The sequence below is a fragment of the Streptomyces venezuelae ATCC 10712 genome, from assembly GCF_008639165.1.
GTDB classification, from domain to species: Bacteria; Actinomycetota; Actinomycetes; order Streptomycetales; family Streptomycetaceae; genus Streptomyces; species Streptomyces venezuelae.
This window is the reverse complement of the sequence record NZ_CP029197.1, coordinates 4,942,504-4,965,968: the sequence shown is the minus strand read 5'-3', so window position 1 is coordinate 4,965,968 and position 23,465 is coordinate 4,942,504. Positions and strand designations below refer to the sequence as shown.

23 protein-coding genes are annotated in these 23,465 nt (G+C 72.5%); 12 read left to right on the top strand and 11 right to left on the bottom strand.

Features of this window, described 5'->3' with window-relative positions:
* Window positions 1-54 precede the first annotated feature (54 nt).
* The 3 genes from msrA (at window position 55) to abc-f (ending at window position 3,226) form a co-directional block, all read left to right on the top strand.
* Complete coding sequence (gene msrA / locus DEJ43_RS23095; RefSeq protein WP_015035798.1) at window positions 55-717, top strand: peptide-methionine (S)-S-oxide reductase MsrA; 663 nt, start codon at window positions 55-57, stop codon at window positions 715-717.
* A gap of 25 nt (window positions 718-742) precedes the next feature.
* On the top strand, window positions 743-1,405 hold the full coding sequence (locus DEJ43_RS23090) for a hypothetical protein (RefSeq protein WP_015035797.1): 663 nt from the start codon (window positions 743-745) through the stop codon (window positions 1,403-1,405).
* A gap of 156 nt (window positions 1,406-1,561) precedes the next feature.
* A complete protein-coding gene (gene abc-f / locus DEJ43_RS23085; RefSeq protein ID WP_015035796.1) occupies window positions 1,562-3,226 on the top strand; it encodes a ribosomal protection-like ABC-F family protein in 1,665 nt (554 codons plus the stop codon).
* 118 nt (window positions 3,227-3,344) lie between these two features.
* Here the strand turns inward: abc-f and DEJ43_RS23080 are convergent, their stop codons facing one another.
* A complete protein-coding gene (locus tag DEJ43_RS23080) occupies window positions 3,345-4,397 on the bottom strand; it encodes an NAD(P)-dependent alcohol dehydrogenase (RefSeq protein WP_015035795.1) in 1,053 nt (350 codons plus the stop codon).
* A 176-nt stretch (window positions 4,398-4,573) separates the two neighbouring features.
* On the opposite strand from DEJ43_RS23080, the gene DEJ43_RS23075 reads away from it, so the two are divergent.
* Complete coding sequence (locus DEJ43_RS23075; protein WP_041662821.1) at window positions 4,574-5,434, top strand: helix-turn-helix domain-containing protein; 861 nt, start codon at window positions 4,574-4,576, stop codon at window positions 5,432-5,434.
* Between the two features lie 104 nt (window positions 5,435-5,538).
* Here DEJ43_RS23075 and DEJ43_RS23070 read toward each other — a convergent pair whose 3' ends face one another.
* Window positions 5,539-6,810, bottom strand: a complete 1,272-nt coding sequence (locus tag DEJ43_RS23070) for a L,D-transpeptidase (RefSeq protein WP_041662819.1) — start codon at window positions 6,808-6,810, stop codon at window positions 5,539-5,541.
* A 207-nt stretch (window positions 6,811-7,017) separates the two neighbouring features.
* Window positions 7,018-7,359: a hypothetical protein gene (locus tag DEJ43_RS23065; RefSeq protein WP_015035792.1), complete on the bottom strand. Its 342-nt coding sequence runs from the start codon at window positions 7,357-7,359 to the stop codon at window positions 7,018-7,020.
* A gap of 110 nt (window positions 7,360-7,469) precedes the next feature.
* On the opposite strand from DEJ43_RS23065, the gene DEJ43_RS23060 reads away from it, so the two are divergent.
* Complete coding sequence (locus DEJ43_RS23060) at window positions 7,470-7,736, top strand: hypothetical protein (protein WP_015035791.1); 267 nt, start codon at window positions 7,470-7,472, stop codon at window positions 7,734-7,736.
* Window positions 7,737-7,816: 80 nt separating this feature from the next.
* Here DEJ43_RS23060 and hutH read toward each other — a convergent pair whose 3' ends face one another.
* From hutH to DEJ43_RS23035, 5 genes are all read right to left on the bottom strand, one after another.
* Entirely contained in the window at window positions 7,817-9,358 is a 1,542-nt protein-coding gene (hutH, locus tag DEJ43_RS23055; RefSeq protein ID WP_015035790.1) for a histidine ammonia-lyase, read from the bottom strand.
* A 158-nt stretch (window positions 9,359-9,516) separates the two neighbouring features.
* Entirely contained in the window at window positions 9,517-10,665 is a 1,149-nt protein-coding gene (locus DEJ43_RS23050) for a GGDEF domain-containing protein (protein WP_015035789.1), read from the bottom strand.
* Window positions 10,666-10,745: 80 nt separating this feature from the next.
* Window positions 10,746-11,552, bottom strand: a complete 807-nt coding sequence (locus DEJ43_RS23045; RefSeq protein ID WP_015035788.1) for an enoyl-CoA hydratase/isomerase family protein — start codon at window positions 11,550-11,552, stop codon at window positions 10,746-10,748.
* A gap of 60 nt (window positions 11,553-11,612) precedes the next feature.
* Window positions 11,613-12,752: an adenylate/guanylate cyclase domain-containing protein gene (locus tag DEJ43_RS23040; protein WP_015035787.1), complete on the bottom strand. Its 1,140-nt coding sequence runs from the start codon at window positions 12,750-12,752 to the stop codon at window positions 11,613-11,615.
* Window positions 12,753-13,089: 337 nt separating this feature from the next.
* Window positions 13,090-13,935 (bottom strand): biotin--[acetyl-CoA-carboxylase] ligase, encoded by an 846-nt coding sequence (locus DEJ43_RS23035; protein ID WP_015035786.1) that lies wholly within the window; start codon window positions 13,933-13,935, stop codon window positions 13,090-13,092.
* Between the two features lie 134 nt (window positions 13,936-14,069).
* Here DEJ43_RS23035 and DEJ43_RS23030 point away from each other — a divergent pair, with 134 nt between their 5' ends.
* Window positions 14,070-15,662, top strand: a complete 1,593-nt coding sequence (locus tag DEJ43_RS23030) for an acyl-CoA carboxylase subunit beta (protein ID WP_015035785.1) — start codon at window positions 14,070-14,072, stop codon at window positions 15,660-15,662.
* A 28-nt stretch (window positions 15,663-15,690) separates the two neighbouring features.
* Window positions 15,691-15,903 carry an acyl-CoA carboxylase subunit epsilon gene (locus DEJ43_RS23025; RefSeq protein WP_015035784.1) on the top strand — a complete coding sequence of 71 codons (213 nt, stop codon included), beginning with the start codon at window positions 15,691-15,693 and terminating at the stop codon, window positions 15,901-15,903.
* Window positions 15,904-15,966: 63 nt separating this feature from the next.
* On the opposite strand, the gene DEJ43_RS23020 is transcribed toward DEJ43_RS23025, so the two are convergent.
* Complete coding sequence (locus tag DEJ43_RS23020; protein ID WP_015035783.1) at window positions 15,967-17,385, bottom strand: MFS transporter; 1,419 nt, start codon at window positions 17,383-17,385, stop codon at window positions 15,967-15,969.
* A gap of 37 nt (window positions 17,386-17,422) precedes the next feature.
* On the opposite strand from DEJ43_RS23020, the gene DEJ43_RS23015 reads away from it, so the two are divergent.
* From DEJ43_RS23015 to DEJ43_RS23010, 3 genes are all read left to right on the top strand, one after another.
* A complete protein-coding gene (locus DEJ43_RS23015) occupies window positions 17,423-18,091 on the top strand; it encodes a TetR/AcrR family transcriptional regulator (RefSeq protein ID WP_015035782.1) in 669 nt (222 codons plus the stop codon).
* Between the two features lie 128 nt (window positions 18,092-18,219).
* Complete coding sequence (gene mmpB, locus DEJ43_RS38585; protein WP_015035781.1) at window positions 18,220-18,348, top strand: morphogenic membrane protein MmpB; 129 nt, start codon at window positions 18,220-18,222, stop codon at window positions 18,346-18,348.
* 76 nt (window positions 18,349-18,424) lie between these two features.
* Window positions 18,425-19,030 carry a nucleoside triphosphate pyrophosphatase gene (locus DEJ43_RS23010; protein ID WP_015035780.1) on the top strand — a complete coding sequence of 202 codons (606 nt, stop codon included), beginning with the start codon at window positions 18,425-18,427 and terminating at the stop codon, window positions 19,028-19,030.
* A gap of 23 nt (window positions 19,031-19,053) precedes the next feature.
* Here DEJ43_RS23010 and DEJ43_RS23005 read toward each other — a convergent pair whose 3' ends face one another.
* Window positions 19,054-19,467: a hypothetical protein gene (locus tag DEJ43_RS23005; protein ID WP_234101596.1), complete on the bottom strand. Its 414-nt coding sequence runs from the start codon at window positions 19,465-19,467 to the stop codon at window positions 19,054-19,056.
* Window positions 19,468-19,873: 406 nt separating this feature from the next.
* On the opposite strand from DEJ43_RS23005, the gene DEJ43_RS23000 reads away from it, so the two are divergent.
* Both DEJ43_RS23000 and DEJ43_RS22995 read left to right on the top strand, forming a co-directional pair.
* Entirely contained in the window at window positions 19,874-21,628 is a 1,755-nt protein-coding gene (locus DEJ43_RS23000; RefSeq protein WP_015035778.1) for an acetyl/propionyl/methylcrotonyl-CoA carboxylase subunit alpha, read from the top strand.
* A gap of 89 nt (window positions 21,629-21,717) precedes the next feature.
* Window positions 21,718-22,263, top strand: coding sequence for a TetR/AcrR family transcriptional regulator (locus DEJ43_RS22995; RefSeq protein ID WP_015035777.1), 546 nt, complete (start codon window positions 21,718-21,720; stop codon window positions 22,261-22,263).
* A gap of 69 nt (window positions 22,264-22,332) precedes the next feature.
* Here DEJ43_RS22995 and DEJ43_RS22990 read toward each other — a convergent pair whose 3' ends face one another.
* The gene (locus DEJ43_RS22990; RefSeq protein WP_015035776.1) at window positions 22,333-23,259 is read right to left on the bottom strand and encodes a DeoR/GlpR family DNA-binding transcription regulator; all 927 of its coding nucleotides are present in this window, start codon (window positions 23,257-23,259) and stop codon (window positions 22,333-22,335) included.
* Window positions 23,260-23,465 lie beyond the last annotated feature (206 nt).

The window sequence follows — 23,465 nt, the reverse complement described above, 5'->3', positions numbered from 1 at the left end:
GCGCTCACGCCCCCTTTGTTGTGACCACTGCCGACCGTCGAGGAGAGATGCAGCATGTTCCTGTCCCGCACCCCCGTCCTCCCCACCCCCGAGCAGGCCCTGCGCGGCCGCTCCGAGCCGGAGTTCGGCGTGCCCGAGCGCCACACCGTCCTCGGCAACCCCCTCACCGGCCCCTACCCGGAGGGCCTGGAGGTCGCCGACTTCGCCCTCGGCTGCTTCTGGGGTGCCGAGCGCAAGTTCTGGCAGACCGACGGCGTCTGGACGACCCTCGTCGGCTACCAGGGCGGCCACACGCCTAACCCGGTGTACGAGGAGGTCTGCTCGGGCCTGACCGGACACACCGAGGTCGTCCGGGTCGTCTTCGACCCGTCGAAGGTCTCGTACGAGTCCCTCCTGAAGCTGTTCTGGGAGTCCCACGACCCGACCCAGGGCTTCCGCCAGGGCAACGACGTGGGCACCCAGTACCGCTCCGCCGTCTACACCCACTCCCCCGCCCAGGCCGCGGCGGCCGACGCCTCCCGCGAGGCCTACCAGAAGGTCCTCACGGGGTCCGGCTACGGCACGATCACCACGGAGATCCTCCCGGCGGAGGGCCGTGCCTTCTACCCGGCCGAGGGCTACCACCAGCAGTACCTGGACAAGAACCCGGCCGGCTACTGCGGCATCGGCGGGACCGGCGTCTCCTGCCCGATCGGTGTCGCCAGGGCCGACGGCTGACGAGCGGCCCGGGGGGCTTCGCCGGATGAGTTTCGGGACCTACGCGCGGCGGGTGCGCGACGAGGAGTCGTCGCCCGCGCGGCGCCACCGGGCGCTGCGGAGCGCCGTCACGGAGTACGCGCCGCTCGGCTACCACGCGACCTGGGCGTACCTCGCCGCGACGGCGCTCCCCGAGCCCGATCTGCGGCGGGACCCGGCGGCGCTGCTGCGCGCGCTCGACACCCTGGAGGCGAGCCGCGCGGTCCGGCTGCGGGAGACGACGGCGTTCGCGGCGCGCCGGCGGGCGGAGAAGGCGGCGGGCCGCCGCACCGTCGGCGGCCCGCCGGTGTTCCTGCCGTGGCGGCCGCACTGGCCCACCGAGACGGCGCCCTCACGGCTGGGTCTCGTCGCGGCCGTGGCGAACCGCAGGGCGGCGTTCCTCCAGGGCCCGCCGCCCGACCCCGCGCTGGTCCCCGCGGCCCGTCTCGAGGACCTCGGGGAGCTGCACGCACGGCTCGACGCCTGCGCGGCGGCCTATCTCGGCGCTCTCGGACGCCCGGACGAGGCGACGCGGGACGAGACGGCCGCGATCGTCGCCGGCCTCCACCGCCATCTGAGCCTGGGCCCGCCGCGGTGGGCGCCCGTCCTCCAGTGGCTGCGCTTCGCCGACCTCCTCGTTTATTGCGCGGCGGACTCCCGCACCCCCTAGCTACACTCGCGGGCATGGGTTCGTTCTACTTCTTTCTCTGATTCCGGCCGCGGACACGGTCTGACCCGCTGAACCGGCGCCCTCGGGGCGCGGCAGTGGTGGTCCCGGTGTCCCCTCCACGGCCCGAACGCACCCCAGCACCCAGGGAAAGAACCCATGCGCGACCGCGCCCAACTGACCTTGAAGGACGTCTCCAAGGCCTACGGGGACCGCTCCGTCCTCGACCAGGTCTCCCTCACCGTCCGCCCCGGGGAGAAGGCCGCCGTCATCGGCGAGAACGGCTCCGGCAAGTCCACGCTGCTCCGGCTCCTGGCCGGGGCGGAGGCCCCCGACACCGGGGAGGCGACCGTCCGCTTCCCCGGCGGCGTCGCGCGCCTCGCGCAGACGCTCGCCGAGACCCTCGGCCTCGGTCCTGAGCACACCGTGCGGGCCGCCGTCGACGCGGCCCTCGCCGAACTCCGCACCATGGAAAGGGAGTTGCGGGCCGCCGAGGAGACCCTCGGTTCCGCGACCCCGGCCGAGCTCCTCGCGTACGGCGAACTCGCCGCCCGTTACGAGGAGCGCGGCGGCTACCAGGCCGACGCCCTGGTCGACGCCGCCCTGCACGGGCTCGGCCTCGGCCACGTCCCGTACGGGCGCCGCCTCGGCACCCTCTCCGGCGGCGAGCAGGCACGGCTCGCCCTCGCCTGCGTGCTGGCCTCCGGCGCCGAGCTGCTCCTCCTCGACGAACCGACCAACCACCTCGACCGGGCCGCCGCGGCCTGGCTGGAGGAACGGCTGCGCACCCACCGGGGCACGGTCGTGGCGGTCACCCACGACCGGGCCTTCCTGGAGGGCATGGCGACGACGATCCTGGAGGTCGACCGGGACACGCGCGCGGTGACCCGGTACGGCGACGGCTGGGCCGGCTACCGGGCGGCGAAGGCCGCGGCGCGGCGCCGCTGGGCCCAGGACCACGAGGAGTGGCGGGAGGAACTGGCCCGCACGGAGGCCCTGGTGGCGTCGGCCGGGCAGCGGCTCGCGGGATCGGGGAAGGACCCGCGGCAGGGCTTCGGCAAGCACCGCCGCTCCCACGAGAACAAGCTGTCCGGCCAGGTCAGGGCGGCCCGGGTGCGGCTCGACCAGCTGCGCGGCAACCCGGTCCCCGCCCCGCCGGAGCCGCTGCGCTTCACGGCCCGGATCGCGGCGGCGGACCGCGCCGCGGGGGCCGGGGACCCGGCGGGAGACGCGGCGGGAGCCGCCTCGGACGGGCCGCTCGCGGAGCTCCGTGACGTCGTCGTCGGCGAACGGCTGCGGATCGACGCGCTGCGGATCTCGGCCGGTGACCGGCTGCTCGTCTCCGGACCCAACGGCGCCGGCAAGACGACGCTGCTCCGCGTCCTCGCCGGGGACCTGCGCCCCGACGCCGGCACGGTCACCCGGCCGGCCGCCGTCGGCCATCTGCGCCAGGAGCTGCCCGCCGTACAGTCCGGGAAACCGCTGCTGTCGGCGTACGCGGCGGGCCGCCCCGGCCCGCCCGAGGAGCACGCGGAGGAGCTGCTCGCCCTCGGGCTGTTCCGGGAGGAGGACCTGGGCGTGCCCGTGGCCCGGCTCTCGGTGGGCCAGCAGCGCCGCCTCGAGCTGGCCCGTCTGGTGACCCGCCCGGCGGACCTGCTGGTCCTGGACGAGCCGACCAACCACGTGGCGCTGTCCCTGGTGGAGGACCTGGAGCGGGCCCTCGCCGCGTTCCCGGGCGCGGTGGTCGCGGTCTCCCACGACCCCCGCTTCCGCGCGGGCTTCGGCGGCGGCCGTCTGGAGCTCCGCTCGGGCCGGGTCACCTGACCCGGCCCGGGCGCGGGCGTCCTTCGGACGGCGGGGACCCGGGGTCAGATCGTCGACGGACCCGGACCCGGACCCGGGCCCGGGCGCGGGCATCCCTCGTGCGACCGGGCCCCGGGGGTCAGATCGTCGACGCGTCGATCACGAAGCGGTAGCGGACGTCGCTCGCGATGACCCGCTCGTACGCCTCGTTGATCCGGTCCGCGGCGATCACCTCGATCTCCGCGCCCAGGCCGTGCTCGGCGCAGAAGTCGAGCATCTCCTGGGTCTCGGCGATGCTGCCGATCATCGAGCCGGCGAGGGTCTTGCGGCCGCCGATGAGAGAGAAGAGGTTGACGGAGACGGGCTCCTCGGGGGCGCCGACGTTGACCAGGGCGCCGTCGGTCTTGACCAGGCTCAGGTAGGCGTTGAAGTCCAGCGGCGCGGAGACCGTGGAGATCACCAGGTCGAAGGTGCCGGCCAGCTCGGTGAAGGTCGCCGGGTCGCTGGTGGCGTGGAAGTGGTCGGCGCCCAGCTTCAGGCCGTCCTCCCGCTTCTTCAGCGACTGGCTGAGGACGGTCACCTCGGCGCCGAGCGCGTGGGCGATCTTGACGCCCATGTGGCCGAGGCCGCCGAGGCCGACGATCGCGACCTTCTTGCCCGGGCCCGCCTTCCAGTGGGCGAGCGGGGAGTAGAGGGTGATGCCCGCGCAGAGCAGCGGGGCGGCCTCGTCGAGGCCGATGCCCTCGGGGATGCGCAGGGTGTAGTTCTCATCGACGACGATGTGGCTGGAGTAGCCGCCGTAGGTGGGCTCGCCGTTCTTGTCGAGGGCGTTGTACGTACCGGTCCCGCCCTTTACGCAGTACTGCTCAAGGCCCTGGAGGCAGTACGCGCACTCCCGGCAGGAGTCGACGAAGCAGCCGACGCCGACGCGGTCGCCGACCTGGAACCTGGTGACCCCGGCGCCGGTCTCGGTGACGATTCCGGCGATCTCGTGGCCGGGGACCATCGGGAAGATGCCCTCGCCCCAGCCGTCACGGGCCTGGTGGATGTCGGAGTGGCAGATGCCGGCGTACTTGATCTCGATGAGGACGTCGTGCTCGCCGACGGGCCGGCGCGGCACGGTGGTGCGCTCCAGCGGGGCGTTGGCGGCGGGTGCGGCGTACGCGGGGACGGTGGTCACGTTCGTGGTCATGGCTCAAGCCTGCGCGGCGGGCCCGGCATCACCCAGCCCCCTGTTCTGCGTACGTCCGGTGTGCCTACCACTGGCAGGGACAGGAACAGGCGTCCGTCCCGGTGTCCGGCCTGGGATAATCGGGACGCATGGATCGCAGCGTGGATCGTCCCATGGACCGCCCCATGAATCGCCGGATGGACCTCAGTGCCGAACTCAGTGAGTTCCTGCGCTCGCGCCGGGCCCGGCTGAAGCCGGAGGACGTGGGCCTGCCGGACTTCGGCCGCCACCGCCGGGTGCCGGGCCTGCGGCGGGAGGAGCTCGCCCAGCTGGCCGGGGTCTCGGTGGCGTACTACACGCGCCTCGAACAGGGCAACGGGCGGAACGTGTCCATGGAGGTCCTCGACTCCATCGCGCGGGCGCTGCGGCTGACCGACAGCGAGCGGGCGCACCTGACGCATCTGGCGAAGCCGACGGCGAAGAAGAAGCAGCACCGGGCGGCGATCACCCGCCCCCAGCTGGTGCGGCCCGGTCTGCAGCATCTGCTGGACTCGATGGACGCCGTCCCCGCCGTCCTCGTCGGCCGCCGGCTCGACATCCTCGCCTGGAACCGGATGGCCCGGGCGCTGCTCGGCGACTTCACGGCGATGGCGCCGGAGGAGCGCAACATGGCCCGGCTGGTCTTCCTCGGGCCGAACGCGCGGGATCTGTACCTGGAGTGGGAGGCCAAGGCGACCGAGGTGGTGAGCGTGCTGCGGCTGTACGCGGGCTGCTACCCGGACGATCCGGCGCTGCTCGCGCTGGTCGGCGAACTGTCGGTGAAGAGCGAGGAGTTCCGCTCGCTGTGGGCGGCGCACACGGTGGCGGACAAGGGTCACGGCACGAAGCGGCTGCGGCATCCGCTGGTGGGCGAGATGACGTTGTCGTACGAGAGCCTGAAGGTGGCCGGGGCGGACCCGGACCTGGTGCTCGTGACGTACCAGGCGGAGCCGGGGACCGCCTCGGCGGACGCGCTGCGGCTGCTGGCCCAGTGGGGCGTGGAGGAACCCGTGCGGTGACGCGGAAGGGCCGGTGACCCGGAAGCACTGGTGACGCGTGTACGGGAACGGCGGCCCCCTCCGTGGTGGAGGGGGCCGCCGTTCCCGTACGCGCGTGCCGGGTGTCAGAGCGCCGAGCCGGCCTTCCAGGCCGACCAGCTCATGTTCCAGCCGTTGAGGCCGTTGTCCGGGGCGATCGTCTTGTCCTTGGAGTTCTTGACGACGACGACGTCACCCACGATCGAGTGGTCGAACAGCCAGGCGGCCTGCTGGTTCGGGTCGCCGGCGCCCTTGACGTCGTTCAGACCGACGCAGCCGTGGCTGGTGTTGGCCGAGCCGAAGATCGAGTCCGGGCCCCAGTAGTTGCCGTGGATGAACGTGCCCGACGTGGACAGGCGCATCGCGTGCGGCACGTCCTTGATGTCGTACTCGCCCTTGCCGTCGGAGTCGGTGAAGCCGACGGTCGCGCCGTTCATCCGGGTCTCCTTGAACTTCTCGGAGATCACCATCTGACCGTTGTAGGTCGGGTTGTCCGGGGAGCCGGCGGAGATCGGGATGGTCTTGATCGTCTTGCCGTCCTGGGTGACCGTCATCGTCTTGGTGGCGACGTCGACGGTGGAGACCTGGTTGCGGCCGATCTTGAAGGTGACGGTCTTCTGCTGGACGCCGAAGACACCGTCGGCGCCCTCGACGCCGTCGAGGTCGAGCTTGAGGGTGACGGTCGAGCCCTCGGTCCAGTAGGTCTCGGGGCGGAAGTCGATGCGCTGGGAGTTGAACCAGTGCCCGACGACCTCCTGGCCGCTGCTGGAGGTGACCTTGATGCCGCCCTGGACGGCCTTCTTGTCGGTGATCGCCTTGTTGAAGGTGATCGAGACCGGCATGCCGACGCCGACGGTCGAGCCGCCCTCGGGCGTGAAGTTGCCGATGAAGCTGTTGGCCTTGGAGACGGTGGTGAACGAGGAGTTCTCGTGGGCCTCCAGGCCCGCCGCGTCCGTGGCCGTGGCGGCGATCTTGTAGACCGTGGCGCGCTTGAGCTGACCGGTCGGCTTCCAGCTGAGGCCGTCGGCCGCTATCTCGCCCTTGACCGCCTCGCCCTCGGCCGAGGTCATGGTGACCTCGGTGAGCTTGCCCTCGGCGACGGTGACCTTGGCGTCGTTGTTGATGGAGGCGTTCTGCGCGCCGTTCTTCGGCGAGATGGTGATCTGCGCCTTGGAGGTCTTCTGCGCGGCCGCCTCGTCGACCTGGGCCTGTGACTGGGGCGTCGCGGATCCGGAGGCGCTGCCGCCCTTGTCCCCGTCGTTGCACGCCGAGAGCACCAGCACGCCGCCGAGCACGGCGGCCGCGGCGGCCAGGCTCCTGCGGCGGCGCTTGCCGTCCGTCATCACACGCTTCTCCATCGTCGCCGGTTCCCTGCCAACTTCTTGTATGAACGCCCATGACACCCCGTCCGGTTCCGGAAACGGGGCGTTTGTGGGGAACGCCACTGATCCACACGCACGGACGGACCGCCCGGTTCCCGCGGCTCCCCGCAGGTCCGGACGCCCGGCGCGCGAACAGGCCCCGGGACGCCGTCCCGGGGCCTGTGAACAGGGCGGATACCGGTCCTACGACCGGTCGTCGTCGTCTTCGTCCACCCCATCTTCCCCGTCGATGTCCCACTCAAGCGCATCGGGGTCGTACTCGATCTCCTCACTGCTCCAGGAGGCCTGGACCATCTCGATCCCGGGGACGTCGCGGATCAGGTCGAAGGGCTCGACGAGGTACGCGAGCGCCTCGGCGCTGTCCTCGCGGGCGGCGGCCCGGGCGGGCACCCGCTCCTCCTCCGGCATGAACTCGTCGGCGTCGATCCGGGCCTCGGCGGCCTCGGCCAGCGCCTCGGGTCCGTCGATCTCCAGGACCACATCGACCCGAAGGCGTACATAGCGCGGTGACTCAGAAGTACTCATGGATCGGAGCGTAGGGTCCGCGGGCTCCCGGCTTTCCCGCGACCCGCTGTGTTCACTAGCATCTGCTCACCGACCAATGCGCGGTTTCCGCAAGGGAGATCGAAATTTCCGTGTCCGCCGCCCGCCGCCCCCTGCTCACCGCGACCGCCGCCGGGACACTGCTGTGCGCCCTGTGGTTCGTACCTTCGGCGAACGCCACCGACGAGCAGGGCGGGGTACGCATCGGGGTGACCGAGGACGGCTCCGCCGCGGGTGACCGCCTGGCGGAGACCGGGAGCCGGGACACCGTGCCGTATCTGATCGGCGGGACGGGCTTCCTGGGCGTGGGTGCGGGTTTCGTGGCGCTCGCGATGCGGCGCCGCGACCGGACGTCCTGAGCGAACGGCGAAGACGGCGAAGACGGCGAAGGGCCCGCCCCGGGAGTCCCGGGGCGGGCCCTTTCGGCTTCTGCGTCCGGTCAGGCCAGCGGGCCGGTGACCGGCTCCACCGCGGCGAGCAGCTTCCCTTCGCGTACGAAGGCGTCGGCGGCCGCCAGGTCGGGGGCGAGGAACCGGTCCGGGCCGGGACCCTCGACACCGGCCGCGCGCAGGGCGGCGATCGCGGCCCGGCTGGCGGGGGCCGGGGTCAGGCCCTCGCGGAGCTCGACGCCGCGGGTGGCGGCGTACAGCTCGACGGCGATGATCCGGTTGAGGTTGCCGATCGCGGTGCGCAGCTTGCGGGCGGCGGACCAGCCCATGGAGACGTGGTCCTCCTGCATCGCGGAGGACGGGATGGAGTCGGCGGAGGCCGGGACGGCGAGCCGCTTCATCTCGCTGACCAGGGCGGCCTGCGTGTACTGGGCGATCATCAGGCCGGAGTCGACGCCCGCGTCCTCGGCGAGGAAGGGCGGCAGGCCGTGCGAGCGGTTCTTGTCGAGGAGCCGGTCGGTGCGGCGCTCGGCGATGGAGCCGAGGTCGGCGGCGGCGATCGCGAGGAAGTCGAGGACGTACGCGACGGGGGCGCCGTGGAAGTTGCCGTTGGAGCGGACCGTGCCGTCGGGCAGCACCACCGGGTTGTCGACGGCGGCGGCCAGTTCGCGCTCGGCGACGAGCCGGGCGTGGGCCATGGTGTCGCGGCCGGCGCCGGCGACCTGCGGGGCGCAGCGCACCGAGTAGGCGTCCTGGACGCGCGGGGCCTCGCCGGCGAGGGCGTGGCCGGTGAGGCCGGAGCCCTTGAGCACGGCGAGCATGTTGGCGGCGGAGGCGGCCTGGCCGGGGTGCGGGCGGATGGCGTGCAGCTCGGGTTCGAGGACCTTCTCGGTGCCGAGGAGGGCTTCGAGGGAGAGCGCGGCGGTGATGTCGGCCGACTTGTAGAGGGTGTCGAGGTCGGCGAGGGCCATGATCAGCATGCCGAGCATGCCGTCGGTGCCGTTGAGGAGGGCGAGGCCCTCCTTCTCCTTGAGCTCGACGGGCGCGATGCCGGCGGCGGCGAGCAGCTCGCCGGCCGGCTTGACCACGCCGTCGGGGCCCTCGGCGTCGCCCTCGCCCATGAGCGCGAGGGCGCAGTGGGAGAGCGGGGCGAGGTCGCCGGAGCAGCCGAGGGAGCCGTACTCGTGGACGACCGGGGTGATGCCGGCGTTGAGGACGTCGGCCATGGTCTGCGCGACCTCGGGGCGGACGCCGGTGTGACCGGAGGCGACGGTCTTCAGCCGCAGGAACATGAGGGCGCGGACGACCTCGCGCTCGACGCGCGGGCCCATGCCGGCGGCGTGCGAGCGGACGATGTTGCGCTGGAGCTGGGCGCGGAGCTCATGGCCGATGTGCCGGGTGGCGAGCGCGCCGAAGCCGGTGGAGACCCCGTAGACGGGCTCGGGCTTGGCGGCGAGCGCGTCGACGATGTCCCGGGCGGCGGCCAGGGCCTCCACGGCCTCGGGCGACAGCTCGACGCGGGCGCCGTGACGGGCGACGTCGATGACGTCCTGCGGGGTCGTGCCGGACGTGCCGAGGACGACTGTCTGCATATCCATATTCAGCACCCTACGGATTGAAGACCGACATGTCACTAGGTGACTTCGTCACCGGCCCTCCACCGGACGACCCCTTACCGGATCGATCCTCGCCGATGACCCCCGGTCCGCCGCCCACGCCCCCCCGAGGGGAAGCCCGCGCCCGCGGCTCCTCACCCGCCCCCGTCCCCGCCCTCCGGCGGCAGCTCCACCGGCGGTGCGTCCCGGAACCTCCGGCGGTCGCGGGCTCCCGGCGGGGCGTCCGCGAGGCGGATGACCGTGCCGTCGCGGCCCGCCACCACCGGTTTCGACGAGCGGGCCGCCTTCGCCTGGTACTGGGCAGCGTCCGCGAGGCGGAAGAGGCGGCGGGCGGACCTCAGGGGCCCGATCGGGTCGCCGGTGGACGCCACCCCGCAGGCCACGCCCTCCCCCAGTTCCAGCTCCGCCGCCCGTACGCAGAGTTCCTCGGCGACCGCGACCACCTCGTCCGCCGTCGGGCCGACCGTCAGCAGACAGAACTCGTCGCCGCCGAGGCGGGCCGCGAGGGCGCCGGGGAGCATGGCGCCGCAGCGGGAGAGGACCGAGCCGAAGCGTTCGAGGAGGCGGTCGCCGACGGCGTGGCCATGGGTGTCGTTGACCCGCTTGAGGCCGTTGAGGTCGCAGACCATCAGGCTGACGACGGAGCCGTCCGCCCGGTAGCGCTCGATGGCCTCGTCGAGGCGGGTGTCGACGGCCCGTCGGTTGGCGAGGCCGGTCAGCGGGTCGGTGAAGGCGAGCTTGCGGACCTCCTCCAGGCGTTCCGCCTGGGCGATGCCCGCCGCGACCACCGCCGCCAGGACGGTCGCGAAGTCGGCGTCCGCCCGGGTGAAAGCTTTCTGCTCCGGTGGGCGGGCCACGTACAGCTCACCCCACGCCCGGCCGTGCAGCACGATCGGGGCCACCACGCAGCAGCCCCGCCCGCGCCGGCGCAGACCGGTCACCCGGCCCGTCGGGACCCGGTCGTCGGCGGTCTCCACCCAGGCGTCCGGCTCACCGCCGCCCGCCCACTGCTCGTGCAGGAACTCGGTGATCTCGGGGAACTGGTGCACCGGGTACGTCTCCGAGTCCGGGAACTCCTCCTCGCCCACCGCCCGCTGCCCGGCGTTCACCAGGACCTTGAGGCGGCCGTGGTCCCGCTGCCAGACGGAGAGGGCGGCGAAGCTCCCGTCGAGCCCCTCGCAGGACCCGAGCGCCGCCGCCCGCCAGAACTCGCGTGGAGTGTGCGCCGCCGCCATCCCCTGCGCCAGCGCCACTACGGCCCGCAGCCGTACGTCCTCACCCATTCCTCCAGCTTAGGGAGGTTTGATCCGTTTTCCCTTCCGAGACGTCACCGTAAGTCACATTTAGTACAAAACGGTAAAACTCACTCACCCGGCCAGTTCGGCTTCCGCTTCTCGTTGAAGGCCGCCACGCCCTCCGCCCGGTCCCCGGAGAAGGCCACCGACCGCCACGCCGCGTCCTCGACCTCGAGGCCCGCCCGCAGGTCCAGGCCCTGGCCGAGCCGCATGGCCTTCTTCGCCGCGCGGAGCCCGACCGGCGAGTTGGCCGCCATCCTGCCCGCGAGCTCCAGGGCGCCCGTCCGCGCGTCCTCCTCCAGAAGGTCCACCAGGCCCAGCTCGCGGGCCTCCGCCGCCTCCACCCGGCGGGCCGTGAAGACCAGCTCCGCGGCGCGCGCCGCACCCACCCGGCGCGGCAGCAGCTGCGTACCGCCGCCGCCGGGGATGACGCCCACGGAGACCTCGGGCAGGCCGACCACGGCGGTCGCGTCGGCGACGATCACGTCGCAGGCGAGCGCCAGCTCGAAACCGCCGCCGAGGGCGAAGCCGTGCACGGCGGCGACGGTCGGCATCGGCAGCTCCAGGACGCCGGTGTAGGCGGCGCGCGCGGTCGGCCGCTGGCGGACCAGCTCGGCGTCGGTGAACGAGTTGCGCTCCTTGAGGTCGGCGCCGACGCAGAAGGCCCGGTCGTTCGAGGAGGTCAGCACGGTGACGCGGACGGAGGCGTCGGCGGCGAGCGCCTCGCAGGCGGCACCGAGGGAGCGGGCCATCTCGGAGGAGACGGCGTTCATCGCCTTGGGCCGGTCGAGGACCAGCTCGGCGACGTGCCCGCCGCCGGGCCCGTCCGCGTCCTTCCGGACCACGACGAACTCACCAAAACGCTGCTCGGACATCCCGCACACCCTCCCGGTCAGGGCCTGTTAACGAGGGTTAACAGGCGTTCACGGGAGATCCTAGGTGGGGCGGCGGGTCAGGAGCCAGGGTTCGACGACGCCGAGGCCGCGGACCGGGCGCTGCCACATCGGCTGGAGCGCGAAGCGGTACGTGGCCGGCTGCCGGCCCTCCTTCTCGGCACGGGCCGCCTCCTCGGCGGCCTCCGTCTCCGAGACGGGCGCCTCCCCGGTCCTGGAGAGCTCCTCCGCGAGCGCGCCGTCGACGAGGACGGCGTCCTTCGGCGCTATCGAGGTGAGGCGGCTCGCCAGGTTCACGGTGGTGCCGAAGACGTCGCCCATCCGGGTCGTGACCGTGCCGAAGGCGATGCCGACGCGCAGTGCGGGCATCGTCTCGTCGTGGCTGAGGGTCTCGATCAGGCGCAGCGCGATCTCGGCGGCGGTGCCGGCGTCGTCGGCGGCGTACAGCACCTCGTCGCCGAGGGTCTTGATGAGCCGGCCGCCGTGCGCGGCGACCAGGTCGGCGCAGGTGGTCTCGAAGGCCTCGACGAGCTCGCCGAGCTCCTCCTCCTCGAGGCGGCGGGTGAGCCGGGTGAAGCCGACGAGGTCGGCGAAGCCGACCGCGAGGCGCCGGTCGACCATCTCCTCGTCGTCGGCGGCCTGCACGACCCGGCCGGTGGCGGCGGCGAGCTGCCGCCGCCAGACGTAGATCAGGAACTCCTCCAGCTCGGGCAGGAGCAGCTCCACCAGGGGGTACGTGACCTCGGTGCGGGTCATGCCGGGCTCGGGCGGCTCGGTCAGGCCCTCCAGGAAGGAGTCGATCTGCCACTCGGCGAGCCGGGCCGTGGTCTGCCCGGTGGAACGGGCGACCTGGACGGCCATCGGCTCGCTGAGCAGTCCGGCCTCGACGAGACCGGCGAGCCGGCGCAGGGCCAGCACGTCGGCCTCGGTGAGCGCCTTGGCCTGGCCGATGTCGGCGAAGCCCATGGCGCGCCAGAACCGGGAGGCCAACTCCATGGAGACGCCGGCCGTCCGGGCGGCCTGGAACGGGGTGTAGCGGCGGTCCGCGCCGAGGATGAGCTGTTCGAGGCGGATGGCGAGCGGATCGTCGGTCGGCTCCGCCGTGTGGTCGACCTCGTGATGCGGGGTGGGGTACGTGGGAGGCTCGGGCGCGCCGCCCTCGTTCTCGTCGTCGACGGTCACCGGCCGCCTCCTGCCCGTTCCCTGCCCACTTGCCCTGCCGATCTGTCGCCCTGGATCGCGGTCCACGATACGACAGCTGTGGCTTGGCTCACGCCTTGAAGTCCGCCGCCGTGGTCCGCGGGCCGGGACCCGGGGGTGTCCTGCCGGTCGAGCCGCCTGACCGGCACGGCACCCCCTAGGGGGTGTCTTGCCGATCATGCCGGGCTCGCGACGCCTGGCACCGCGCCTCGCCGCGTTGTCGTCACTCGTCGACGCTCCGCGTCGACTCCCTCCTCCGCCTTGCGATGCACGGCACCAGCCGCCGCTCCCTGATCCGGCCTGATCGACAAGACACCCCCTAGGTCCTGAGGTGGACGATGTCGCCGGCTCCGACCGCCTCCGTGCCGCCGCCTTCCGTGGCGACGACCAGGCGGCCGTCGCCGTCGAGGGCCACGGCCTCGCCCTCCAGCATCCGCTCGCCGGGGAGCTCGGCCCTGACGCGGCGGCCGAGGGTGGCGCAGCCGGCCGCGTAGGCCGCCTGGAGGCCGGATTCGGCGGGGTCTCCGTCGGCCCGCGACCAGTCGCCGTACCACTCGGCGAGGGAGCGCAGGACGGCCCGCAGGAGGGTGTCGCGGTCGGTGGAGACGGCGCCGGCGAGGAGGAGGGAGCCGGCCGCGGGGACGGGGAGTTCGTCCTCGCGGAGGGTGACGTTGATGCCGAGGCCGACGACGACGCCGTCCGCTCCGGCCCGCTCGGCGAGGATGCCGCCGGTCTTGCGTTCCTCGCCTCCGACGGAAACCAGCAGGTCGTTGGGCCACTTGAGGGACATGTCGACGCCGGCGGCCTTGGCGAGGCCGGTCGCCGCGGCGACGCCGGTGAGCAGCGGGAGCCAGCCCCAGCGGTGGACCGGCGCCGCGGGCTTGAGGAGGACGGAGAGGAAGAGCCCCGAGCGGGCGGGGGCGGTCCAGCTGCGGTCGAGGCGGCCGCGGCCGGAGGTCTGCTCCTCGGCGACGAGCACCGCGCCCTCGGGCAGTTCGTCGGCGCGGGCGGTGAGGTCGCTGTTGGTGGATCCGGTGGTGGGGACCACGTCGAGCGAGGTCCACAGTCCGTCGGGGAGGACGAGGGCGCGGCGCAGCGCGGGGGCGTTCAGTGGGGGCCGGTCGAGGTCGGACCAGGGTCCGCCGGAGCCTTGGGTGGACGTCATGCAAGCCAGACTAGGTGTGGCAAAGACCGCAGTGCCGAACCGTATCGGCGTCGATACGCTACGGCTCAGTAGCTGAGCAGTAGCCCATTCGTAGTCAACGAACCCCCCGTGACCAGGCAGGGAGCCGCATCCCGATGTCCGAGCCGGCAGAGCAGTACGAGATCGACATTCACACGACCGCAGGCAAGATCGCGGACCTCAAGCGCCGTATCGACGAGGCCACCCACGCCGGCTCGGAGCGTGCGGTGGAGAAGCAGCATGCGAAGGGCAAGCTGACCGCGCGCGAACGGATCGCGCTGCTGCTCGACGAGGGGTCGTTCGTCGAGCTGGACGAGCTGGCCCGGCACCGCTCGACCAACTTCGGCCTGGAGAAGAACCGTCCGTACGGAGACGGCGTGGTGACCGGCTACGGCACGGTCGACGGCCGTCCGGTGGCGGTGTTCTCGCAGGACTTCACGGTCTTCGGCGGTGCGCTGGGCGAGACGTACGGCCAGAAGATCATCAAGGTGATGGACTTCGCGCTGAAGACCGGCTGCCCGGTCATCGGCATCAACGACTCCGGTGGCGCCCGCATCCAGGAGGGGGTGAGCGCGCTCGGCATGTACGGCGAGATCTTCCGCCGCAACACGCATGCCTCCGGGGTGATCCCGCAGATCTCGCTGATCGTCGGCCCGTGCGCGGGCGGCGCGGTGTACTCGCCCGCGATCACCGACTTCACGGTGATGGTGGATCAGACCTCGCACATGTTCATCACGGGTCCCGACGTCATCAAGACGGTGACCGGTGAGGACGTGGGGTTCGAGGAGCTGGGCGGGGCGCGGACGCACAACGCGACCTCGGGCGTGGCGCACCACATGGCGGGCGACGAGAAGGACGCCATCGAGTACGTGAAGTCCCTGCTGTCCTACCTTCCGTCGAACAACCTCTCGGAGCCGCCGACCTTCCCTGAGGTCGCGGAGACCGAGGTGTCGGACGAGGACCGCGAGCTGGACACGCTGATCCCGGACTCGGCGAACCAGCCGTACGACATGCACCGGGTCATCGAGCACGTCCTCGACGACGGCGAGTTCCTGGAGACGCAGGCGCTGTTCGCGCCGAACATCGTGACCGGTTTCGGCCGTGTCGAGGGCTTCCCGGTGGGTGTGGTCGCCAACCAGCCGATGCAGTTCGCGGGTTGCCTGGACATCGACGCGTCCGAGAAGGCCGCGCGCTTCGTCCGCACCTGCGACGCCTTCAACATCCCGGTCCTCACCTTCGTGGACGTGCCGGGCTTCCTGCCGGGCGTGGACCAGGAGTACGGCGGCATCATCCGGCGCGGCGCGAAGCTCATCTACGCGTACGCGGAGGCCACGGTCCCGCTGATCACGGTCATCACGCGGAAGGCCTTCGGCGGCGCGTACGACGTCATGGGCTCGAAGCACCTGGGCGCGGACCTGAACCTGGCGTGGCCGACGGCGCAGATCGCGGTGATGGGCGCGCAGGGCGCGGTCAACATCCTGCACCGCAGGACGATCGCGGAGGCGGAGGACCAGGAGGCGGAGCGGGCGCGGCTGATGCGGGAGTACGAGGACGCCCTGCTCAACCCGTACACGGCGGCCGAGCGCGGCTACATCGACGGGGTGATCCTGCCGTCGGACACCCGCCCGCAGATCGTGAAGGGGCTGCGTCAGCTGCGGACGAAGCGGGAATCCCTGCCTCCGAAGAAGCACGGCAACATCCCGCTCTAAATCCCTCCAGGACCTCGAAGGAGTCGCTGTGATCAAGGTCGTACGGGGAAACCCGACCCCGGAGGAGTTGGCCGCCGCACTGGCGGTGGTCCAGGCGCGGGCCGCGGCGACGGCGGCGGCGTCCGCCGAGGGCGGCGGCCCGGCCGTACCGGAGAGCTGGTCGGACCCGTCGCGGATCGCCCGTGCGGTGCGGCACCGGCCGGGCCCGCGGGCCTGGGCCCGGTCGTACTGGCCGGTGTAGCCGTCGGACGGCGGAAGGCCGGACCCCTGTGCGGGGTCCGGCCTTTCCCGTGTCCGCCGCCGGTCACGTACGACGGAGGAACAGGCCGGCGAGTACGGCTCCGGCGGCCACGATCGAGGCGTTGACGAGCACCGCCAGGCCGATGCCGTCGAGCAGGACGGGCGCGGTGACGACGACAGCGCTCATGATCGGGGTGCCCATGGTGATGCCGATCTGCTGGGTCATGGTCGCCAGGCCGGTCGCCGTGCCCTGCTCGTGGTCGGGGATGCCGGAGGTGGCGGTGACCATGAAGCCGACGATCGCGAGCATGTTGCCGACGCCGCCGGCGAAGGTCGCGGTGAGCAGCAGCCAGAGGCTGCCGGGGCCTTCGCCGAGCCCGTACAGGGAGACGGTCGCGAGGGCCTGGAGGAGTCCGCCGGAGACCAGGGCGGTCCGGGGGCCGAAGCGGCCGATGAAGCGGGAGGCGAACACCCCGCCGAGGACGGTGCCGGCGCCGAGGACGCCGAAGGAGAGGCCGGCGGCGAGGGGGGAGAAGTCGAGGACGTCCTGGAGGTAGAGCGTCATCAGGAAGACCAGCGAGGTCTCGGTGACGAAGGCGACGAGCCCGGCGAGGTTGCCCCAGACGACCGTGCGGCGCCTCAGGATGTGGAGCGGTACGAGGGGGGCGGCGGCGCGGCGTTCGACGAGGACGAAGACGGCGAGGAGCGCGGCCCCGGCGGCCAGGGCGACGAGCGCGACCGGGTCGGTCCAGCCGTGCTCGCCGCTGACGGTCAGGCCGTAGACGAGGGCGAGGAGCCCGCCGGTGACGGTGATCGCGCCGGGCACGTCGAGCCGGGGCCGGACCGCCGGGCGGCTCTCGGTGAGGACGGCGGGGGCGACGAGGAGGACGGCGAGCGCCACCGGCACGTTGACGAGGAAGGCCCAGCGCCAGGAGAGCAGGTCGGTGAGGACTCCGCCGAGGATCGCGCCGGTGGTGAAGCCCGCGGACATCAGGGCGCCGTTGAGGCCGAGGGCGCGGGCCCGCAGCGGGCCCTCCGGGAAGGAGGCGGTGAGCAGGGAGAGCCCGGCGGGGGTGACGGCGGCGGTGGCGAGGCCCTGGGCGACCCGTGCGGCCATCAGCATCTCGGGGCCGGTGGCGAGGCCGCCGACGAGGGAGGAGACGCCGAGGAGGGCCATGCCGCCGAGGAAGAGGCGGCGGCGTCCGACGAGGTCGGCGACGCGCCCGAAGAGCAGGGTGAAGCCGGCGGCGGCGAGGGCGAAGGCGGTGGCGATCCACTGGAGGCCGCCGAGGCTGAAGCCGAGTCCCTGGCCGATGACGGGGAGGGCGACGTTCAGGATCGAGAAGTCGACGGCGAGCATGAACTGGGCGACGAGGAGGACGACGAGGACGAGCCGCATCCGGCCGGTCATCCGGGTGTCAGGGCGGCCGGTGGGCGTGTCGGCCGGTGCGTCCGTGGGGGCGGGGAGATCCAGGGCAACCATGCGTAGCACCCCTTAATGGGAGACTGGTTCCGTTAAGATGTCCCGTACCGTAGCAGAGTCGATGGCGTTAATGGAACAGGAGACCCATTTGACTGAGAGCCGGCCGGCCTCGCCCGGCACCCTGCGCCCCGGCGGCCGCACCGCGAAGGTCCGCAGGGCCGTCCTCGACGCCACCCGGGACGCCCTCGCCGAAGCGGGCTTCCACGCCCTCAACATGGACCGGATCGCCGCCCACGCCGAGGTCGGCAAGACGACCGTCTACCGGCGCTGGGGCTCCCCCGTCGGCCTGGTCACCGACCTCCTGCACGACATGGCCGAACAGTCCCTGCCCGCCTCCGACACCGGCAGCCTCGCCGGCGACCTGCGCGCCAACGCCGAGCTCGTACGGGCCACCCTCACCGACCCCCGGATGGGCGCCGTCTTCCGCGCGGTCATCGCCGCGGCCGCCTGCGACGAGGAGTGCGCCCGCGCGCTCGCCGGCTTCTACCGGACCCGGCTCGCCGAATGGGCACCCGTCGTCGCCAGGGGCGCGGCCCGCGGCGAGGTCCCCGCGGAGACCGACCCCGCCGAACTGCTCCGCGCCGTCTCCGCGCCGCTCTACTACCGCTTCACCGTCACCCACGAGGAGGTCACCGCGGCCGCGGCGGAACGGGCGGTCACGGCGGCCCTCGCGGCGGCGCGCGACGGGGTCTTCGCCCGGGCGTAGCCCCGGCGCGGCCGTCCGCGCGTCAGCGCGCCCGCCGCACCACTCCTCCGCGAATAGTCCTTCCGCACCGGGGCGCCTGAGTATCCGTACTCAGGCGCCCCGGCCGCCCCGGCCGGAGGATCGGAGCCATGCTGTGGTCGGACCCCGAGAACAAGCCGCCGAAGTTCATGCGGGAGATGCAGGCGATGCTCCGCCGCGCGGGCGTGCTGCTCGCGCTCGCCATGGTGGTGGCGATGTTCGTCGCGAGCGCGCGCTGAGCCTCCGGCGGGCACCCGGCGGACCCGGTGGAGTCTTCGGCACGAACGGGGCCCCGCCACTGGCTACGCTGCCCCCATGACTGCTGATCCGCGCCGTGTCGTGCTCGCCTCCGCCTCCCCCGCCCGCCTCAACCTGCTCCGGCAGGCCGGGCTCGCCCCCGAGGTGATCGTGAGCGGGGTCGACGAGGACAAGACGCACGCCCCGACCCCGGCCGAGCTCGCCCTCGCCCTCGCCGAGGCGAAGGCCGCCCATGTGGCCGCCCGGCCCGAGGCGTTCGGCGCGCTGGTCATCGGCTGCGACTCGGTCCTCGAACTCGACAAGCAGGCCCTCGGCAAGCCGGCGGACGCCGCCGAGGCCACCGCCCGCTGGAAGGCGATGCGCGGCCGGGTCGGCATCCTCCAGACCGGTCACTGCGTGTACGACACGGCCGCCAAGCGCTTCGAGTCGGCGACCGCCTCCACCGTGGTCCGCTTCGGCGAGCCGACGGACGAGGAGATCGCGGCGTACGTGGCGAGCGGCGAACCGCTGCACGTGGCGGGCGCGTTCACCCTGGACGGACGCTCGGCGCCGTTCATCGACGGCATCGAGGGGGACCCGGGCAACGTGATCGGCCTGTCGCTGCCGCTGCTGCGCACGCTCCTCGGAAAGCTGGGCGTCAAGATCACCGACCTCTGGGCCTGAGCCGCTGGGCGGCGACTTGCCGATCAGGCCGGTGCCGGTGCCTCCTCGCGAGGGTCGGCGCCGGCCTCGTACCCCTTGCCGTACGCCACCAGGGTGAGCACGATCAGGCCGAGGACGAGCATCATGAAGGTGAACGCGGCCCAGCCGATCAGCCCGACGGTGACCGCGCCGAGCACGCCGTGCACGACCGCGCAGCCGATGAGCAGGGCCCGGCCGGCCCGGCCGGGGCGGCGGTCGCGGATGCCCGCGAGGAGGGCGACCAGGGCGCAGAGCGCGAGGGCGGCGCCGGAGGCGATGCCGAGGGCCCAGGTGCCGGTGTACATGACGTCGGGGTCCATGCCGTCGAGGGACATCGCCTGGACCTTGACGAAGCGGGCCATCACGGCGTTGACGGCGACGATGCCGGGCGCTTCGAGGAGCAGCACCGCTCCCGTCACGAGAGCTATCGGTCTGCGGGCCACCTCGGCCACCCCCTGGATTCCCTGGATTCGCCTGTTACCGACAGTACGTTCGACAGCGCGAAGGCTACTGGCCGGTAAACCCCTGGACAAGAGTCCGCGCACGAGCGGCGACGACGGACCGCCCGGCAAAGAATCGTTGACCCATTCGTAGGGACTCGACAAAGAAACCCGAATGGCGACTGGCCGCACGAACAGAGACCTGCGCCACACCTCGGAGCTACTGTGCCGTAAAGGAACCCTGCGTACCGTGGTGCGACAAGGGAATTCACGACCCGAGCGGGCCCGGGGTCACGCTCCGTGTGGGCAAGCTCACCACTGGGGACGGGTCGAAAGGCCGTGTCGGCAGTCCCTAAACTCAGCTTGTTTCAAGGAGGGAGCCATCGTGCGCAAGGTGCTCATCGCCAACCGTGGCGAAATCGCTGTCCGTGTGGCCCGGGCGTGCCGGGACGCGGGTATCGGCAGCGTGGCCGTGTACGCCGAGCCGGACCGGGATGCTCTGCATGTCCGGGCGGCTGACGAGGCGTTCGCTCTGGGCGGTGACACTCCGGCGACCAGTTATCTGGACATGGCGAAGGTGTTGCAGGCCGCTGCGGACTCGGGTGCGGACGCGGTCCACCCCGGTTACGGGTTCCTTTCGGAGAACGCGGAGTTCGCGCAGGCGGTCCTGGACGCGGGTCTGACGTGGATCGGTCCGCCGCCGCAGGCGATCCGGGATCTGGGTGACAAGGTGGCGGCCCGTCACATCGCCCAGCGTGCCGGGGCCCCGCTGGTGGCCGGCACGCCGGACCCGGTCTCGGGTGCGGACGAGGTCGTGGCGTTCGCCGAGGAGCACGGTCTGCCGATCGCGATCAAGGCGGCGTTCGGTGGCGGTGGCCGTGGTCTGAAGGTGGCGCGGACGCTGGAGGAGGTCCCGGAGCTGTACGACTCCGCGGTGCGTGAGGCGGTCGCGGCGTTCGGGCGGGGCGAGTGCTTCGTGGAGCGCTACCTGGACAAGCCGCGGCACGTGGAGACGCAGTGCCTGGCCGACCAGCACGGCAACGTGGTCGTCGTCTCGACCCGTGACTGCTCGCTGCAGCGCCGTCACCAGAAGCTGGTGGAGGAGGCTCCGGCGCCGTTCCTGTCCGAGGCGCAGAACGCGGAGCTGTACGCGGCGTCGAAGGCGATCCTGAAGGAGGCCGGTTACGTCGGTGCCGGCACGGTGGAGTTCCTCGTCGGCACGGACGGCACGATCTCGTTCCTCGAGGTCAACACGCGTCTGCAGGTGGAGCACCCGGTGACGGAGGAGGTCACGGGGATCGACCTGGTCCGGGAGATGTTCCGGATCGCGGACGGTGAGGAGCTCGGCTACGGCGACCCGGAGATCCGGGGTCACTCCTTCGAGTTCCGGATCAACGGCGAGGACCCGGGCCGTGGTTTCCTCCCGGCGCCCGGCACCGTCACCGAGTTCACGCCGCCGACCGGTCCGGGTGTCCGCCTCGACGCGGGTGTGGAGTCGGGTTCCGTGATCGGCCCCGCGTGGGACTCGCTCCTCGCGAAGCTGATCGTGACCGGCGCGAGCCGTGAGCAGGCGCTGCAGCGCGCGGCGCGTGCGCTGGCGGAGTTCCGCGTCGAGGGCATGGCGACCGCGATCCCCTTCCACCAGGCCGTGGTGACCGACCCCGACTTCACCGCCGACCCGTTCCGGGTCCACACGCGGTGGATCGAGACGGAGTTCGTCAACGAGATCAAGCCGTTCGCGCCGGCGGGCGCGGAGGCGGACGAGGACGAGGCCGGCCGCGAGACGATCGTCGTCGAGGTCGGCGGCAAGCGCCTTGAGGTCTCCCTGCCGTCCTCCCTCGGCATGACGCTGGCCCGGACCGGGCTTGCGGCGGGTGCGAAGCCGAAGCGGCGGGCGGCGAAGAAGTCCGGCCCGGCCGCCTCGGGCGACACCCTCGCCTCCCCGATGCAGGGCACGATCGTGAAGGTCGCAGTCGAGGAGGGCCAGGAGGTCAAGGAAGGCGACCTGATCGTCGTCCTTGAGGCCATGAAGATGGAACAGCCCCTCAACGCCCACCGCTCCGGCACCGTGAAGGGCCTGACCGCCGAAGTCGGCGCGTCCGTCACCTCCGGCGCCACCATCTGCGACATCAAGGACTGACCCGGCGACCACCCGAGCCGAGTACGGTACGAAGGGCCCGCAGGCGACCGCCTGCGGGCCCTTCGTCGAGGGAGGAGGGATTCCCCGCCATGCGAGCCGACGCACGACGCAACCACGAGCGGCTGCTCACCGAAGCCCGTGCCACCTTCGCCGCCCAGGGCGCCGACGCGCCCCTGGAGGAGATCGCCCGCCGCGCGGGCGTGGGCATCGGCACCCTCTACCGGCACTTCCCCACCCGGGCCGAGCTGCTCAACGCCGTCTTCCAGGAGGCCCTCACCGAACTCCTGGACCGCTCGGGCGAGTTGGCCGAGGCGGCGGAGCCGTGCCGGGCCCTGGTGGAGTGGCTGCGGGCCCTGGTCGCCCACGCGGGCGAGTACCGGGGGCTCGCACACGCGCTGATGTCGGCCTCGTACGACCGGAGTTCGGCGCTCGCCCAGTGCAGTGAGCCGCTGCGCGCGGCGGGCGAGCGGCTGCTCGGGCGCGCCCGGGAGGCGGGTCAGGTGCGCGCCGACGTGTCGATCGGCGATCTGATGCAGCTGACCAACGCGATCGCGCTGGCGGCGGAACAGTGCCCGGAGGACGAGGAGTTGGCGGACCGTCTGCTGGCGCTGACGCTCCGGGGAATCAAGGACTGAGACACGGGCGCGGGGACCCCGCCCCTGTGCGGCCGCGCGCGGGACCCCTGGGGGAGGGCCCCTCCGACCTCAGCGGCGGCGCATGTCCGCGACCCGAGCCGTGCGCTCCAGCGTCTCGGCCGTCATCCCTCCGCCCGGTCCCCGGAACTGACCGGCCGCCATCCGGCCGCGCTGGACCGGGAGCGGCATGTCACGGCGGGGCCGGGCGCCCGGGGGGACCTGCTCACCGCCGGTGGGGCCGGCGGCGGAGCCCGTACCGGCGACGGCGATCTGCACGCCCTGGTCGGCGAGGGCCTGGAGTTCGGTGGCGGCCCGGTCGTCGTGGGCGGGCGGCTCGTCGGTCACCAGGCGGGTGATGACGTCCGTGGGCACCGTCTGGAACATGGTGTCGGAGCCGAGCTTGGTGTGGTCGGCGAGGACCACGACCTCCGCCGCCGCCTGGACCAGCGCCCGGTCCACGCTCGCGGAGAGCATGTTGGACGTGGACAGGCCGCGCTCGGCGGTCAGCCCGCTCCCGGAGAGGAAGGCGCGGGAGACCCGCAGACCCTGGAGGGACTGCTCGGCACCGCTGCCCACCAGGGCGTAGTTGGAGCCGCGCAGGGTGCCCCCGGTCATGACGACCTCGACCCGGTTGGCGTGGGCGAGGGCCTGGGCGACCAGCAGGGAGTTGGTGACCACGGTCAGGCCGGGCACGCGGGCGAGCCGGCGCGCCAGCTCCTGCGTGGTGGTCCCGGCGCCGACGACGATGGCCTCGCCTTCTTCGACGAGGCTCGCGGCGACGTCGGCGATGGCCGTCTTCTCCGCGGTCGCGAGATGGGATTTCTGCGGGAAGCCGGATTCTCGCGTGAATCCGCCCGGCAACACCGCACCGCCGTGGCGGCGGTCGAGGAGTCCTTCTGCCTCAAGGGCCCGTACGTCTCTCCGTACGGTCACTTCAGAGGTCTGGACGACGCGGGCGAGCTCGCGGAGCGACACGGCCCCATTGGCTCGCACCATTTCGAGGATCAACTGGCGACGTTCTGCAGCGAACACGAAACTGACAGTAACGTGACCGGCCGATAGTTTTCAGCACTATGCGCCGAATTGCAGAAGATGCACACAGACGGGGCCTCCAAGTGGTATGGGAGGCCCCGCCGTTGATCCGTACCAGGCCAGGGCTATGCCCTGGCTTGCCGGGGGTTGTCCGAGTCGGCGAACCGTTC

Coding starts and splice junctions, on each gene's coding strand:
- DEJ43_RS23035 (WP_015035786.1), bottom strand. CDS start 13,935: ATGACGTCCACCCAAGGCTCCGGCGGACCCTGGTCCGACCTCGACCGG.
- DEJ43_RS22990 (WP_015035776.1), bottom strand. CDS start 23,259: ATGGTGCGAGCCAATGGGGCCGTGTCGCTCCGCGAGCTCGCCCGCGTC.
- DEJ43_RS23020 (WP_015035783.1), bottom strand. CDS start 17,385: ATGGTTGCCCTGGATCTCCCCGCCCCCACGGACGCACCGGCCGACACG.
- DEJ43_RS23080 (WP_015035795.1), bottom strand. CDS start 4,397: ATGACCACGAACGTGACCACCGTCCCCGCGTACGCCGCACCCGCCGCC.
- DEJ43_RS23030 (WP_015035785.1), top strand. CDS start 14,070: ATGTCCGAGCCGGCAGAGCAGTACGAGATCGACATTCACACGACCGCA.
- abc-f (WP_015035796.1), top strand. CDS start 1,562: ATGCGCGACCGCGCCCAACTGACCTTGAAGGACGTCTCCAAGGCCTAC.
- DEJ43_RS22995 (WP_015035777.1), top strand. CDS start 21,718: ATGCGAGCCGACGCACGACGCAACCACGAGCGGCTGCTCACCGAAGCC.
- mmpB (WP_015035781.1), top strand. CDS start 18,220: ATGCTGTGGTCGGACCCCGAGAACAAGCCGCCGAAGTTCATGCGGGAG.
- DEJ43_RS23075 (WP_041662821.1), top strand. CDS start 4,574: ATGGACCTCAGTGCCGAACTCAGTGAGTTCCTGCGCTCGCGCCGGGCC.
- DEJ43_RS23045 (WP_015035788.1), bottom strand. CDS start 11,552: ATGTCCGAGCAGCGTTTTGGTGAGTTCGTCGTGGTCCGGAAGGACGCG.
- DEJ43_RS23015 (WP_015035782.1), top strand. CDS start 17,423: ATGTCCCGTACCGTAGCAGAGTCGATGGCGTTAATGGAACAGGAGACC.
- DEJ43_RS23050 (WP_015035789.1), bottom strand. CDS start 10,665: ATGGGTGAGGACGTACGGCTGCGGGCCGTAGTGGCGCTGGCGCAGGGG.
- DEJ43_RS23065 (WP_015035792.1), bottom strand. CDS start 7,359: ATGAGTACTTCTGAGTCACCGCGCTATGTACGCCTTCGGGTCGATGTG.
- hutH (WP_015035790.1), bottom strand. CDS start 9,358: ATGCAGACAGTCGTCCTCGGCACGTCCGGCACGACCCCGCAGGACGTC.
- DEJ43_RS23090 (WP_015035797.1), top strand. CDS start 743: ATGAGTTTCGGGACCTACGCGCGGCGGGTGCGCGACGAGGAGTCGTCG.
- msrA (WP_015035798.1), top strand. CDS start 55: ATGTTCCTGTCCCGCACCCCCGTCCTCCCCACCCCCGAGCAGGCCCTG.
- DEJ43_RS23010 (WP_015035780.1), top strand. CDS start 18,425: ATGACTGCTGATCCGCGCCGTGTCGTGCTCGCCTCCGCCTCCCCCGCC.
- DEJ43_RS23070 (WP_041662819.1), bottom strand. CDS start 6,810: ATGGAGAAGCGTGTGATGACGGACGGCAAGCGCCGCCGCAGGAGCCTG.